This is a genomic window from Desulfosporosinus cupriresistens, assembly GCF_001707885.1.
Taxonomy (GTDB): domain Bacteria; phylum Bacillota; class Desulfitobacteriia; order Desulfitobacteriales; family Desulfitobacteriaceae; genus Desulfosporosinus.
Genome location: NZ_MASS01000045.1, coordinates 21806 through 36722 on the forward strand (window position 1 = coordinate 21806; position 14917 = coordinate 36722).

A 14917-nucleotide genomic window follows, 5' to 3' on the forward strand; every position below is an offset into this window, starting at 1 on the left:
CAATGTAATTACTAGACAAGGAGGAATTGCAATGGAAATGGACATTATTAAAATTGGCAATTCTAAAGGAATTCGGATTCCTCATGCAGTTTTAAGACAATGTGGCATAGATTCGAAAGTGGAATTGGTAGTCGAAGACAATTGTATCATCATAAAACCGGTGAGCACCCCTCGCCAAGGTTGGGCTGAGGCATTGGAACTTATGCACAAAAATAATGATGATGTTTTGTTAATCTCTGAGGAGATTGACAATGAAATGTTGGAGGCATGGGATGAACCAAATCATTGAGCAGTATTCTGTATATTGGGTTGATCTGAACCCCACAAAAGGAGCAGAAATTAATAAAACAAGGCCGTGTGTGGTTATTTCCCCTCTAGAAATGAATGAGCATCTTCGTACGGTTATGATCGTTCCAGTTACAAGTAGGGGTAGGGAAGGATATCCGACCCGTGTTAGGCTTACTGTTGGTGATGTTGATGGGTGGATTGTATTAGACCAGATTCGGACGGTTGACAAAGCAAGGCTTTGCGAGAAAATCGGAGTCCTGGAGGCTGCGGCAATACTCAATGTGAAATGTACTATCAAGGAAATGTTGGTAGAATAATATTAACTACTAGAGTCATTGAGTGGAGTTAGCGTGAATAATTTGTTTTGAAGAGGGCATTTCTTAGAATTCGTGTCATTCTAGAAATGCCCTTTTCCTAAGACATGATAACAAATCGACCGGTAAAAATTGAATAGTGTTTGAAATCTATTTTCCCATCTATCCATGATTCGGAAATTATCTTAACTTCTTCTTGACTTTGATCATTTAGAATTGGGCAGGCTATTTTAATTATAAATTTTTCTTCGATGGGATTTCCCCCCAACACCCTAACCATCAGTGTAGCGACATCAGCTGGTAAATCACGTAAGCCATATTGGAAAGGTTCGTTCTCCCGACTCCCCTTTGCATGTTCTCATCTAATGGCATATTTTTAGTATGTGTTAAGCTGGACAAACCGAATACCACCTTTCACTAATCTAGTTACACTTAATAAGTTAAGTGTACAGCGGTGTTAAATAACTGCTGGTTCCGGCGTTTACATTCGCTATGTGGCGAAGATGTTTGAGATGCTCTTCGTCCACGGTTCTATGGCCAGAAGGCAATTGTAATTTCCTTACAATTAAAGAATGTCATTACTACAAGCACTAAGTCTATAGCCATTAGAAATGATGACAATCAATTTATCCTATTGAAAATATATTGTAATATTTGGACTATATTACGTTCTAATTGACGAAATTCGTGTTGTTTTCATGGATTCTGGAGTTTCATGGTTATGAGGGGTTAAGCAGGTGTAGGTAATTATCGGATTGCTGTCATCCATGGCCTGGGGCATGCCCGTACTGTTCTGGAGAAAATCAAGGCGGGAGAAAGCAACTATGATGTGATTGAGATTATGGCTTGCCCGGGTGGATGTATTGGGGGCGGCGGCCAACCCTATCACCATGGCAACATGGATTAGGAGAAATTAAAGGGGTAAATGTTAAATCAGCCTTACTAAAAAACTGGAGGAATAAAGTCTCGTAGTTTCTTTTTCAAAGCAATGAAGTCAGGTTCATCCGGGCAACGAGGATAAGAAAAAGAGACAGGAAAAATGGCTGTGATTCTTCCCGGAGATGCTTGCATGACCATAATCCTTTGTCCTAGGATCAAGGCCTCATCAATATCATGGGTGACATGGATGCAGGTTTTATGTGTAGATTGCCATAATTTTAGAAAATCGGTTTGTAGTTTAGAGCGCGTCTGAGTATCAAGAGCAGAAAAAGGCTCATCTAGTAACAAAATCTGCGGATCTGCAGCTAGAGCACGAGCAATAGCCGCCCTTTGAGCCATTCCGCCGGATAGTTGTTTCGGCGTTGCTTTAGCAAAATCGCTTAAGCCAACCATTTCCAGTAGTTGCTGGACAATCCTTTGCAGAATCTTTTTTTCGACTCTACCTTTAATTCCAAACGCAACATTTTCTTCAAGTGTTAACCAAGGAAAAAGGCGAGGCTCTTGAAATACCATCCCTCTTTCTCGACCGGTAGTCTCTATTTCCTTATCCTCAAGCAGGACTCGACCGGACGTCTGCTTTTCTAAACCGGCAATGACCCTGAGAAGGGTTGTCTTCCCGCACCCACTGCTGCCGATTAGGCAAATCAACTCACCTTTGGCAACTTCAAAGTGAATATCCTCTAAGGCTTGAACCTGTCCTTTGTCTAACTTGAACTGTTTGGTAATTCCGTCAAGGACTAAGAAATTTGCCATGTTGGCACCTCATGAGTTTCAACCTCTTTTTGCCATGGTACAAATCTCTTTTCTAGCTGGCGGAAGACAAAATCCAAGCAAAGTCCGGTGAGGCCAATAAGCAAGACTCCCGCGAGCATTAAATCAGGCTGGGCCATTTCGCGACCTTCCTGAATTAAATAACCGATACCCTTGGAAGCACCCAGTAGTTCAGCTGCCACCAAGGAACGCCAAGAGAAGCTAAGTCCAAGTCTCATGCCGACAAAGACGGAAGGCGCAGATGATGGTAGGTAAACACGAGTTATCAGGCCCCAGCGAGAAAGACCGTAGGTGTAGGCTACTTCTTTTAACTTCGGATCAGTGCTGGCAATACCATGCAACGTGTTCAAAAATATCGGAAAAAAAGCTGAATAAACAATGATGGCAATCTTGGAGGCTTCATCAATTCCCAACCAGAGAATAAACATAGGAATCCAAGCGATACCCGGTATTTGTTGAAAAAAGCTGAGTGTGGGCGACAAAAAGACGCGGACGCCGGGTGTCAAACCCAACAAAAAACCCAAAGGAAGGGCCATACAGAGAGCTAGGCTAAAACCGCAAGCAACCCGGTACAGGCTGGCTCCAAGATGCTTGAGGAGTTCGCCATTCTCTGTAATAACCCAAAGCCGATCTCCAATTTGTGAGGGCGGAGGGATGAGATAGAGATTTAACCAGCCCAGGCTACTAAAGATTTCCCAAAGGACAATAACTAATAAGGGCAAAACGGATCCCTGTAATAACTTTTTGAAAGACAGTTTTAAAGCGAATTGAGCAATCCCTCCCGGCAAAGTTGATAATTCTTCTCGCTTAGGATAGGCGGGAGCTTTCATGATTAAATATCCTCCTAGAATTACTTAACGGGCAGGTAACTGGGGTCGACTAGTGTGTCCACGAGTTTATTAGTGTCTACGTTGGGGCGGATCATACCTTCCTTTTGTAAAAAAGCCGCAGATTTTAGTAACTCATTGGTTACTTGATCAAGACTCATGTCGAAGGTAAATTCGGGATAAAGGGCCTTCACTCCTTGAATAGGTATTTGATTTTGTTGGGCAGTCATCGATAATGCTTCATCAAGGTTAGCTTGGCACCAGTCGAGTGAAGCCTTGTGGACTTGTAAGTAGCGTTTCACTATTTCGGGTTGATTCTTAGCAAAGTCGCTTCGAACGGCAATGACGCTTAAGCCTGGGATTAAGCCTTCGGCTGAACGTAATTTCTGAACCTTGCCTGCTGCAATAGCTTTGGAAAGCAGAGGCTCAGGGAGAATGGTAGCATCGACCTGCCCTGACGCGATAGCAGCGGCAGCAGCAGCCGAATCCATATCAACTAGTTCAAGGTCTTGGGTTGTCAGATTCACTTCAGACAAAGCCCGGATGAGCATCTCATGCAACATGGTTCCTTTTTGTAATGCAACTTTCTTGCCTTTGAGGTCGGCAACTGTTTTTATAGACCCATCAGGCTTAACGACCAGACTTATTCCTTTAGGAAAGCGGGAATAGGCGGAAACAATTTTGATGTCATTTCCGTTAGCTTTTGCTAAAATAGCGGATACATAGTTAAGGCTGTTGGAAAAATCAAGTGATTTGGCAGCCAGGGCCTCAAGCTGGTTGCTAGGAGTTGTAATATCATGCCATTTGAATTCGATGTTATCTTTAGCAAACTCGTTTTCAAACATCTTTTTCTCCTGAGCGACAACGGAAGGGACGTTAATAGGTCGAGAGACATATGAAACATTAATTGTTTTGAGAGTTTCAGTTGGGGCTTCAGTAGAAGCTTTTTTGGCTGTGCAGCCGGAAAGAATAATGGCGCCGATAAGCACAATGGCGCTTAAAAGACAGATGGAGATGACCTTTAGGCGATACATAAAATAATTACACCCCTTTATTTTTGGCGTTAAGTCTATACTATTCTTCTGGTGGAATATTTTTCTACCTATGCTTATCATATCAAGTTATCTAAAATATGGCTATCGTAATTTCGCATAGTCGTAATGATTATGGAGACAGTAATCAAACTGACGTGCTAGGTTTGAATTTCTTTATAATATTATATAGTAGAAAGATCACTATCTTAGTTAGAGGCCTTCTACATGAATAATAACGGTCTCCAGGTTGCACTTGTTGTGGATTAAAGGGAAGCTAGCTAAAGCAGAGTGCAAGTGGTTGAGAATTTAGTAAATTAATTGTTTACACATGAATTAGGAAGAATATGTTGTATGCTTTCGGTTGTGACCTGTAAATAGGAGGAAAAGGTATGGAGCCAAACCAAATAATAGAACTGGATCAGGTATTCCAAGTGGCTAAAGCGGGCATCATCGTTATTAATGATCAAGAGAATGTCTGTTACTGTAACCCTGTTGCTGCAGAATTCGTAGGTCTTTCAGCAAAGGATATTCTTGGTAAGAAAATAAAAGAAGTCATTCCTAATTCCAAACTCCGAAACGTAATCCAGGATGGAGAAGCTAACGCAGAGCAGTTGTTTATGGGAGAACGAATGTTTATTACCAATCGCTCTCCCATAAATCACGCTGGAGAAACAGTAGGAGCGGTTGCAGTCTTTCAGGATGGCAGTGAATTGCAAAGTGTAATGGCTCGTTTAGATACTATGCAAAATAGTCTGACTGGGTTGGAAAGTATTTTTGAACAGGCCTACGATGGTGTTATGGTTGTAGACTGTGCAGGAGTTGTTACACGAATTACCAAGAGCTACTGCCGCTTCCTTAATATTGAGCAAGAGAAGGCGATTGGTCGACATTGTACAGAGATTTTACCTACGAGTCGCATGCATATTGTTGCTCAGACTGGACAAGCAGAAATTGGCGAAGTCATGGACATTAATGGCAAAGAAGCAATGGTAATGCGCCTTCCTTTGAGAGAAGAGGGCAAACTTATAGGTGCTGTAGGTAAGGTTATGTTTCGTGATGTTCAGGATCTTCGAACTTTGGCAGAAAAGTTAGATTTATTGGAAAATAAGCTCAAATTTTATGAGAAGGAATTAAAGCACTATCAGAAATATCGCTACACATTTAGTAATATCATCGGTAAAAGCCAATCCATTATTCGGACGAAAGTGTTGGCGGAAAAGGCGTCTCTAGGGAAATCGACTGTTCTTTTGCGGGGGGAGAACGTTTTTACGGTTACGATACCCCCTCTAAGGGATCGGGAGGGGGATGTTCTACTTTTAAGTGAAAAGCTTTTGGCAAAATTCCAACGTGAACTGGGATCATCCTTAAGAAAGCTTGATCGTTGGGTTGTCGAATTATTTCAACTTTATGCCTGGCCTGGAAATGTACGTGAACTTCAGAATGCGCTCGAAAGAGCGACGAATGTTGCGGAGGGGGACGTGATTCATCTCGCAGATTTGCCTTTATATCTTCAAGATTTAGAAGGCAAGCGAGCGAATACATCCCTTCAGCCTTTGGCGCTGGAACTGGCAGAAGCGGAGCGTAGGGCAATATTAAAGGCGCTAAAGACTACCCGTGGAAATAAGACTCAAGCGGCCGAAATCTTGGGAATTCATCGGACCAATCTCTACCGGAAGATGGAGAAATACGGTTTAGTCGGAGGGGATAGCGAGGGGTTTGCCTAAGAAGCAGTGTAGTGATTACGCAACACGTAGCAAAAAAGCTACAGTGATCAAGAAGTGAGGGTAAAATAAGGACTTTTCTCATTAATCAGACAATCGGCTGTAGCGGAAACGCTACAGCCGATTGTCTGATTAATAATACCGCTTTTAAAAAAACCCTAGAAGGTAAGGCCTTCAGGGTTTTTCCTTTTGCTTGGCATGGATTTTGCTTAAGTATAAGTTGCGCGCGCAAATTCTGATTTTTTTCTACAAAATATGCTAGGTGATGAAATGAACAACTGGATGAGAGGAGTAAATGAGCCAGTTACCAGGAATCTAGACAGGAGGGAAACAGATGAAGAAAGCGGTCTTAACGGCAGATGAAGCGGTCGCCTTGATCAAGGATGGAAGTATGGTCGCCATCGATGGATTTGTGAGCATTGGACACCCAGAAGAATTAACGGTGGCTTTGGAAAAGCGATTTATGGCAACGGGTCAACCGAGGAATCTATCGTTGGTATACGCGGCTGGGCAGGGAGATTCTACGGCCAAAAAGGTTATTTTCTGTGGGACCTTTACGGCCAATGGACTAGGTGTCGAGGTCCAAGATGGTAAGTTGGAAATCCTCCAAGAAGGAAAGATTCCTAAACTCGTCAAAAACGTTGAGCATATCACGTTCAGTGGGAGCTATGCCCGTAAGAAAGGGCAGAAGGTCTGGTACGTTACAGAAAGGGCCGTCTTTGCCTTAGGAGAACAAGGCCTTGTGTTGGAAGAAATTGCACCAGGTGTTGATCTGGAAAAAGATATTTTAGCTCGGATGGATTTCAAGCCAATTATTTCTGAGTCCTTAAAATTCATGGATGCCAAACTATTTCATCCAGAACTTATGAAAATAACGGAAGATCTTAATGAAAGGTGTGCAGCAAAATGAAAATCAAAGATAGAGTAGCCTTAATTACAGGAAGCGGTCAGGGAATAGGCAAAGCAATTGCGCTTACCTTTGCGCGCGAAGGAGCGAAAATTGCGGTCAATGATATTTCCTGCAATGAGGCTAAAGCAATGGAAACTGTCGAGGAACTCCGAAAACTAGGAGTGGAGGCAGAGCTCTTCCTGGCAGATGTCAGCAAAGAAGATGAAGTGAACAGTATGGTGGCCAACGTTCTCGAACGGTTCAAAAAAGTCGATATTCTCGTGAATAACGCGGGGATCAATCGAGATGGTTTAGTTCATAAAGGAAATCTTGCCAATTGGGAGGCTGTCATGGCAGTCAATCTGACCGGTCCTTTTATTTGCACAAAGGCAGTACTTCCAGCGATGCGTGAGCAGAGATACGGGCGAATTGTCAATCTCTCATCGCTAACCGCCCGCAAAGGAATCTTTGGAACAGGATATTACGCAACCTCTAAATCTGGGTTGATTGGCTTAACCAAAGTAACAGCTGTTGAAAATGCAACCAAAGGAATCACTTGTAATGCTTTGGCCCCGGGATATATCAATACAGACATGATGAATAAGTACCCCGAAGAGCAGTTAAAGGCCTTGATCGCCACAATCCCGGCTGGTCGCTTTGCTGAACCAGAAGAAGTAGCGGATGCAGCCCTTTTCTTAGTGGCAGATTCCTCTTCCTATATTACCGGTGCGGTGCTTGATATCAATGGAGGAAGTTTCATTTAAGTTAAACTACAGGAGGCTAGGAGACATGCGAGAAGTTGTAATTGTAAGTGCAGTTCGTACCCCCATTGGCTCCTTTGGAGGAGCAATAGGAAAAATTCCCGCGGTCGAATTAGGGGCACTTGTCATTGCAGAGGTTCTTAAACGGGCTGGGGTAAAACCTGAACAAGTCGATGAAGTGATAATGGGAAATGTGCTGCAAGCAGGTTTAGGGCAAAACCCTGCGCGGCAGGCCGCTATAAAAGCGGGTATTCCTCAGGAGGTACCCGCATGGACTGTAAACAAGGTTTGTGGGTCCGGGCTTAAATCTGTGGAGAGTGCAACTCAAGCAATTCTTGCCGGTGATGCTGAAATCATAGTTGCCGGTGGTATGGAAAGTATGTCTCTTTCGCCCTACGTTCTCCAAAAGGCCCGCACGGGATATCGCCTGGGGAATGACACAATTACGGATACCATTCTTCGAGACGGATTAATAGATGCTTTTGATGGCCTTCACATGGGGATTACAGCAGAAACTATTGCTGATCAGTTTGGAATTTCCCGTGAGGAACAGGATCATTATGCGGTGCTAAGCCAGAATCGGGCAGAGGAAGCGGTCAAGGACGGCAGATTTGAAGATGAAATTGTGCCTGTTCTGATTCCTCAGCGCAAGGGGGAAGCTATAGTCTTTAAAACAGATGAATATCCTAGATTTGGTGCGACACTTGAATCTATGGCCAAACTTCGTCCAGCCTTTAAACAGGATGGGACAGTGACCGCAGGTAATGCTTCGGGAATTAATGACGGTTCTGCCGCAGTAGTCGTTATGTCTAAGGAAAAGGCTCTTCAATTAGGATTGAATCCTTTGGCTACAATTGTCTCTTTCGCCTCGGTCGGTGTCGATCCTAAAATCATGGGTACTGGACCGATTCCAGCCAGTCGTAAGGCGTTGTCCAAAGCAGGGCTTATTATTACGGATATCGATCTTGTGGAAGCGAATGAGGCTTTTGCTTCTCAGACAATAGCAGTTGCCCGTGAGCTTGAATTAAACCCAGATAAAACGAATGTTAATGGTGGTGCGATTGCTTTAGGACATCCTATTGGCGCCAGTGGGACACGGATCTTGGTAACTTTGTTGTACGAAATGAAGCGAAGAGAAGTAAAAAGAGGTCTCGCTACACTTTGTATTGGCGGAGGACAGGGTACGGCCATGGTGGTTGAGAGATAATCACTCAAAGCAAGAAATAAAGAGATAAAAAAGATTAAAGAGATTAAGAGATTAAGAGATAAATTAATGGAGGTGTTTTGAGTGGCAGTTTTAGGAATTATATTAAGCTTAGCGCTCTTAATGTTCATGGCTTATCGTGGCTTCTCGGTCATTTTTTTCGCCCCTGTGTTTGCAATCCTAGCGGCCATATTTTCTGGAATGGCGATTATGCCGACGTATACGGAAATATTCCTGCCCAATCTAGCGAACTATGCCAAGGTATACTTCCCGTTCTTCCTCTTAGGAGCCGTCTTTGGTAAAGTCATGGAAGAATCTGGCGCAGCGAAGGCCATTGCTAAAGCGATTGTTCAAAAACTGGGGAAAAAACAAGCTATGTTATCCGTGGTCTTGTCGGCAGCGATTCTCACCTACGGAGGGGTCAGTCTTTTCGTAGTAGCGTTTGCCGTGTACCCGTTTGCTGCTTCGATCTTTAAAGAAGCAGACATTCCCAAACGTCTGGTGCCAGCAACGATCGCCTTAGGGGCTTTTACGTTTACCATGGATGCTCTGCCGGGAACCCCGCAGATTCAAAACTCTATCCCGATGAAGTTTTTCAATACAGATCTTTATGCTGCTCCGATCTTTGGGACCTTGGGTGCTATTATGGTTTTAGTTGGCGGCATTGCTTTTTTAGAGTGGCGTAAACGTACGGCCCAAGCAGCAGGAGAAGGGTATGGAACAGATCATAAAAACGAACCTGAAGTAGTTGAAGATAGCAACCTGCCGAACCCGATATTGGCAGCTTTACCGTTGGTTTCAGTACTTGTTGTTTCACTCATTTTACAAAAGTTAGTTTTTCCGAAATGGGATATTCTTTCCTGGGTGACCCAAGCTCCTTATAACATTGCCAAAACAGGCGTTGTCGGATCAATGAATAACTGGGCACTGATGATTGCCCTTGCGGTTGGTATTGGCCTGGCCTTCGTTATTAACCCTAGGCGGATTAAAGGAAATGTCGCTAAAGCAATTAATGCCGGGGCCATCGGTTCTCTCCTAGCTGTTATGAACACAGCGTCTGAAGTCGGTTTTGGTAACGTTATCAAATCTCTCCCAGGCTTTCAAACAATCGCTCATGCTTTAACGGGTATTAATTGAGGGGGGAGTCCCTTGTTGTCTGAAGCGGTTACAGTAAATGTTTTGTCCGGGGTTACAGGTTCCGCTTCAGGGGGGATGAGCATTGCCCTAGATACGTTTGGGAAACAGTACTTGGATTGGGCTTCGAGAGTGGGGGTTGACGCTCAATTACTGCATCGTGTAGCATCTATGGCTTCTGGAGGAATGGACACCTTACCTCATAACGGGGCGGTCATCACGCTGTTGGGAATTGCCGGTTTAACGCATAAGCAAGCCTATAAAGATATCTTTGCTATTACCTTGCTAAAGACAGGAACTGTTTTTACACTCATTCTGCTGCAAGGGGTTTTCCACTTTGTTTAAATAGGGAGGAGAAGCACTTCTTCTAAAGCGAAGAGAGAGCAAGTTCCAACTTGAATGTTGGCGCTTGCTCTTTTTTTATCATTATCTTCCTATATAAATGGATATTCTTCAAGGTTGCAGAGTGATGGGATAAGGAACGAGAAGAAGCCTTAATGCTCTAGACTTGAATCTGTTCCAGGCCTAATGTAAAATGTTTGGTAGTCTCAATAGCGCGTAAAACGTTGGAAAATTATAATAAAGGAGTTAATTGTATGAGAAAGTTTAGTGTGATGATGTTTATTTCAATATTAGTAATAATCCTGACGATCATTGGTTGTGGGGCCCAGACTAAAAATGAGGCGACGACACCATCACCAAATAAGGACAATACCCAAACACAAAGTAATACATCACCTGAATTAAGCGTAAAGAATAATCCTATTGTCACTATTACAATGGCAAATCGGGACCAGATTAAGGTCGAACTTTACCCAGATGTCGCTCCGAATACTGTGAAAAGCTTCGTATCTTTGGTGCAAAAGGGATTCTACAACGGCTTAATCTTTCATAGAGTGATTCCGGGGTTTATGATACAAGGTGGGGATCCCAACGGGAATGGCACTGGGGGACCAGGATATACTATTAAAGGAGAATTTACGAACAATGGTTTTGTCAATAACTTAAAGCATGAACGTGGAGTAATTTCTATGGGTAGACTACAAAATGATCCTAATTCTGCTGGTTCTCAATTTTTCATAATGGCTGACACTATGCCAAGCTTAGACGGTGATTATGCTGCCTTTGGTAAGGTGATCAGCGGTATGGACGCTGTGGATAAGATTGTTAATAGTCCACGGGACAAAAGTGATAAACCTCTACAGAACCAGGTTATGCAAAGTGTGACGGTTGATACCTTAGGAGTAAAATATGGTCAGCCGGAGGTAATTAATAAATAACTTCAAATATAATAGTCCACGGGAACACTAGCAGAAAATCCGAACAGATACGGAAAAAGGACCAGTTTTTGCTGGTCCTTTCCGTATCTAAGCGAAGAATTAACGAATACTTTCAGCGCTCTCGGATGTCCGACGAAACATTTTCCCCCCAACACTAGGGATACTAGCTATACTACGTGATAATTTCAATTGACTCGTCATTGCATGTTTAGTTACATGTGAATTGGATTGTTTCATAATAATTTCCTCCCTCGTATAATGTGTGTCTTGAAAGATTTCGAACTTATGATTAGTTTTGGTCTTTGGAATATGAGAAACAAACCGTTGGTACTAATTTCTCCGATGAGATCGTAGATAAATCGTGGTAAGTTTTGGTCTGACATTGCCTGTTTATTTAAATTTTTAGAAAGTACGAGAGAGCCTAATTTGAACACTTTGTTAGACGAAGTAGTGGTAGCCTTATTTCTGACCCAATTAATACAATCTTCTTATCTATAATTACATGACTTATAGTTTCATTTTTAAAATAGAGCGAAGAACTTGAAATGTGTGCAGAACAGCAATAAAATCAAAACAGAAATTTACCTTTTCAAGCTGTGATAGAGAAATGAGTCTGATATAATAAGACGACGAACAGAAAATGGTCAATATGGCTCGGGATCTTTTTAAAGAATTTGCAATAGTTTTAGGAGGAATATACACCTTGGAATTTAATCAACTCATTGCTAAGGAGCTAAACCTGAAGATAACTCAAGTGAAAGAAGCGGTTAATTTATTGGATGGAGGAAACACCATCCCTTTTATTGCTCGCTACCGCAAGGAAGCAACTGGAGAGCTTGATGAAAATGCGTTGCGCGATATCGTGGAACGTTTGGATTATTTGCGACGTTTGGAACAACGAAAAACGGAAGTCGTGCGTCTAATTGAAGAACAAGGTAAGCTTACAGAAGAACTGTCTGCTCAAATTACAGCGGCAATGGTGCTTCAGGACGTCGAAGACCTTTACCGACCTTATAAGCAAAAACGACGGACACGAGCAACTATGGCTAAAGAAAAAGGCCTTGAACCTTTAGCTGAGTGGTTGTTAACGCAATATGCCAGAGGAGATTCTCAGGCAGAGGCAGAAAAATATTTGAATCCAGAACTAGGTGTGAATTCAATGGAGGAAGCTTTGACTGGAGCCATGGATATTATCGCAGAAACTATTGCTGATGATGCAGTATTACGCAAACAGATTAGGGAGAAGACTTTGAACATTGCCGATGTAGTAGCCACCGCTTCGGCTAAGAAAGCTAAAGTGCGTTCCCCCTTTGAGATGTATTATGACTATCGTGAGCCAGTCCGAAGAATTCCACCACATCGTATTTTAGCCTTAAATCGTGGTGAAAAGGAAGAGTTCCTATCCGTAAAGATTGAAGCTCCTGTAGATAATTTACATAGAATTATAGAACTTCGCTATGTTAAAGCGGGACCATGTGCTCCTTTAGTTCAAAAAGCGGCAGTAGATGCGTATAAACGATTAATTGAGCCTTCAATTGAACGAGAGGTGCGCACGGAACTTTCCGATCGAGCGGAGGAACAAGCCATAAAAGTGTTTGCAGCTAATCTTCGACAACTTTTGCTTCAACCGCCTGTTCGTGGGAAGATGGTTCTAGGTCTTGATCCTGGATTTCGGACAGGATGCAAATGGGCGGTTGTCGATGAGACAGGAAAACTTCTTCAAGTTGGCGTAATTTATCCGCATCCGCCACAGAACAAACGAGAAGAGGCAAAGAACAGTTTACGAAAGGTTATTCTTGAGTTTGATGCTAATATCATTGCCATTGGAAATGGTACAGCCTCTAGAGAAACGGAAGAGGTTGTGGCAGAAATGATTCGTGAAGACGGGATTGCTACTGAGTTTATTCTAGTGAGCGAAGCTGGGGCATCGGTTTATTCCGCTTCAAAAATAGCAGGTGAAGAATTCCCGGAATTTGATCTCTCCTTGCGGAGTGCAGTGTCCATCGCCAGGCGGCTCCAAGACCCTCTTGCAGAACTGGTGAAGATCGAACCGAAAGCCGTTGGTGTTGGTCAATATCAGCATGATGTCCAACCTAAACGCTTGGAGGAATCCCTACATGGCGTCGTAGAATCTTGTGTTAATGTCGTAGGTGTTGATTTAAACACCGCCTCTGCTTCTTTGCTTCAATATGTGGCTGGATTAAAGCCAGCGGTTGCCAAGAATATCGTGGCCTGGCGAGAAGAACATGGGAAATTTAGTCATCGTGACCAACTCAAGAAAATTCCGCGGCTGGGAGAGCAGACGTATATCCAGTGTGCGGGCTTTATTCGTCTACCCGATGGAATAAACCCCCTAGAGAATACGCCAGTTCACCCCGAGTCATATCCGCTTGCCAAAGACATCTTGAAAAAGATCGGACATACGCCTGGGGATTTACGGGATCACTTAACTGAAGTACGCAAAAAACTCGCTCGCTTAGAACCAACAGAGCTTGCAGAAGAGTTTCAAGCCGGGATTCCTACCGTCCGAGATATTCTAGATGCTCTGCAAAGACCTGGGAGAGATCCTCGGGAGGATTTGCCACGGCCGTTACTTCGGAGGGATGTCACTCATATGGAGGATCTTAGCGAAGGAATGGTCTTGGAGGGAACAGTGCGTAATGTTGTAGATTTCGGGGCGTTTGTGGATATCGGTGTTAAACACGATGGGCTTGTGCACATTTCCCAACTAACCGATAAGTTTATTAAACACCCTATGGAAGTAGTAGCTGTCGGTGACATAGTCAAGGTACGTGTTATCGGACTTGATAAGGCTAGAGAACGTGTGAGTCTATCCATGAGAGATCTTTCGATTTGCGTTACACCTTCATGATCTAATCTGTAGGAATGCATGATTTTCCACTCTTATTGCATAAAATTCCTATCGGAATTATCAAGAGTTCTGCAAATTGATAACCACGACTTAAAGAAGTCGTGGTTATTCTTTTTATAACAAGTTAGGGTTCTATTTGTCTTATTTCATTAGCCCTGAGTTTAAGAGAGATCTCTTCCATTATCATTTCAACAAAGGCTTGTCCTAAGTATGGGTCGAACTGTCTTCCCAATTGTATCTGTATTTCCTCTAAAGCTTTCTGAAAGGTCATAGCTTTTCGATAAAGTCTACCTGAAGTCATAGCCTCGAAAGCATCAGCTAAGGAAACAATTCTTGCTGCAAGCGGGATTTTTTCTCCGCGAAGTCCATGTGGATAGCCTTTTCCATTGTATTGTTCATGATGATGAAGGGCAATGGGAATGATAGAAGATAAGGCTTTGGCTGGCGCTAAGATTCGGGAACCAATCTCGGGATGATCTTTAAGACGGTCGTATTCGTTTTCCGTTAAGGCACTGGGTTTAAGCAAAATATCATCTCGGATTCCAATTTTACCAATGTCGTGGAGTAAAGCGCCCATACGGAGTTGTCGTATTTCCTCTTGAGAGAGTTCTAGCCGAAGACCCAGCATCACGGCATATTTCTTCACCAGAACAGAGTGTTCCCAAGTTTCTATGTTCCTTGCAGCAAGTGTCATCGCTAAAGTCTGTAAAAATTCGTTAAATGATGGCGACTTTTGAATCCGGCACAAATCTTTTATGCTGCTATTCCGTGAGCGCATGGGCCACCTCCAAAAAAAGTAAAGGTTATTCAAAAATTTTTCGAACCTTAGAAATAAGTTCGTAGATATCAAATGGTTTAATCAACACCCCTTGAGCCCCTTGTT

The 14917-nt window shown here is 43.0% G+C and carries 12 protein-coding genes and 3 pseudogenes; 10 read left to right on the plus strand and 5 right to left on the minus strand.

The genetic code is table 11. The features are described from left to right. Positions 1-31: 31 nt before the first annotated feature. The 3 genes and pseudogenes from DSBG_RS15920 to DSBG_RS21970 form a co-directional block, all read left to right on the plus strand. A complete protein-coding gene (locus DSBG_RS15920; protein WP_068965271.1) occupies positions 32-289 on the plus strand; it encodes an AbrB/MazE/SpoVT family DNA-binding domain-containing protein in 258 nt (85 codons plus the stop codon). Further along, a complete protein-coding gene (locus DSBG_RS15925) occupies positions 273-605 on the plus strand; it encodes a type II toxin-antitoxin system PemK/MazF family toxin (protein WP_068965272.1) in 333 nt (110 codons plus the stop codon). The genes DSBG_RS15920 and DSBG_RS15925 overlap by 17 nt, the downstream gene beginning before the upstream one ends. A gap of 742 nt (positions 606-1347) precedes the next feature. Next, positions 1348-1506 (plus strand): annotated as a pseudogene (locus DSBG_RS21970) ([Fe-Fe] hydrogenase large subunit C-terminal domain-containing protein); the annotation flags it as partial. A 38-nt stretch (positions 1507-1544) separates the two neighbouring features. On the opposite strand, the gene DSBG_RS15930 reads toward DSBG_RS21970, so the two are convergent. From DSBG_RS15930 to DSBG_RS15940, 3 genes are read right to left on the minus strand one after another with little or no spacing between them, the layout of a single operon-like run. Then, a complete protein-coding gene (locus DSBG_RS15930) occupies positions 1545-2294 on the minus strand; it encodes an ABC transporter ATP-binding protein (protein ID WP_068965273.1) in 750 nt (249 codons plus the stop codon). Further along, the gene (locus DSBG_RS15935) at positions 2279-3142 is read right to left on the minus strand and encodes an ABC transporter permease (RefSeq protein ID WP_083236922.1); all 864 of its coding nucleotides are present in this window, start codon (positions 3140-3142) and stop codon (positions 2279-2281) included. Before DSBG_RS15935 ends, DSBG_RS15930 begins: the two co-directional genes overlap by 16 nt. 20 nt (positions 3143-3162) lie before the next feature. Continuing rightward, on the minus strand, positions 3163-4173 hold the full coding sequence (locus tag DSBG_RS15940; protein ID WP_068965274.1) for an ABC transporter substrate-binding protein: 1011 nt from the start codon (positions 4171-4173) through the stop codon (positions 3163-3165). Between the two features lie 389 nt (positions 4174-4562). On the opposite strand from DSBG_RS15940, the gene DSBG_RS15945 reads away from it, so the two are divergent. From DSBG_RS15945 to DSBG_RS15970, 6 genes and pseudogenes are all read left to right on the plus strand, one after another. After that, positions 4563-5897 carry an AAA-type ATPase lid domain-containing protein gene (locus DSBG_RS15945; protein WP_068965275.1) on the plus strand — a complete coding sequence of 445 codons (1335 nt, stop codon included), beginning with the start codon at positions 4563-4565 and terminating at the stop codon, positions 5895-5897. A 523-nt stretch (positions 5898-6420) separates the two neighbouring features. Further along, positions 6421-6804: pseudogene (locus DSBG_RS15950) on the plus strand (acyl CoA:acetate/3-ketoacid CoA transferase); the annotation flags it as partial. Beyond that, positions 6801-7547 (plus strand): SDR family NAD(P)-dependent oxidoreductase, encoded by a 747-nt coding sequence (locus tag DSBG_RS15955; protein ID WP_009613162.1) that lies wholly within the window; start codon positions 6801-6803, stop codon positions 7545-7547. The pseudogene DSBG_RS15950 and the gene DSBG_RS15955, both read left to right, overlap by 4 nt. Before the next feature lie 25 nt (positions 7548-7572). Then, positions 7573-8751 carry an acetyl-CoA C-acetyltransferase gene (locus tag DSBG_RS15960; protein WP_068965277.1) on the plus strand — a complete coding sequence of 393 codons (1179 nt, stop codon included), beginning with the start codon at positions 7573-7575 and terminating at the stop codon, positions 8749-8751. A gap of 81 nt (positions 8752-8832) precedes the next feature. Next, positions 8833-10227 (plus strand): annotated as a pseudogene (locus tag DSBG_RS15965) (GntP family permease). A 251-nt stretch (positions 10228-10478) separates the two neighbouring features. Next, the gene (locus DSBG_RS15970; RefSeq protein WP_068965278.1) at positions 10479-11162 is read left to right on the plus strand and encodes a peptidylprolyl isomerase; all 684 of its coding nucleotides are present in this window, start codon (positions 10479-10481) and stop codon (positions 11160-11162) included. Positions 11163-11261: 99 nt separating this feature from the next. Here DSBG_RS15970 and DSBG_RS23215 read toward each other — a convergent pair whose 3' ends face one another. Then, a complete protein-coding gene (locus DSBG_RS23215; RefSeq protein ID WP_176716299.1) occupies positions 11262-11399 on the minus strand; it encodes a hypothetical protein in 138 nt (45 codons plus the stop codon). Between the two features lie 466 nt (positions 11400-11865). Between DSBG_RS23215 and DSBG_RS15975 the strand changes: the two genes are divergently transcribed. Beyond that, on the plus strand, positions 11866-14034 hold the full coding sequence (locus DSBG_RS15975; RefSeq protein WP_068965279.1) for a Tex family protein: 2169 nt from the start codon (positions 11866-11868) through the stop codon (positions 14032-14034). A 124-nt stretch (positions 14035-14158) separates the two neighbouring features. Here the strand turns inward: DSBG_RS15975 and DSBG_RS15980 are convergent, their stop codons facing one another. Continuing rightward, positions 14159-14812: an HD-GYP domain-containing protein gene (locus DSBG_RS15980; protein ID WP_068965280.1), complete on the minus strand. Its 654-nt coding sequence runs from the start codon at positions 14810-14812 to the stop codon at positions 14159-14161. Positions 14813-14917: the final 105 nt, after the last annotated feature.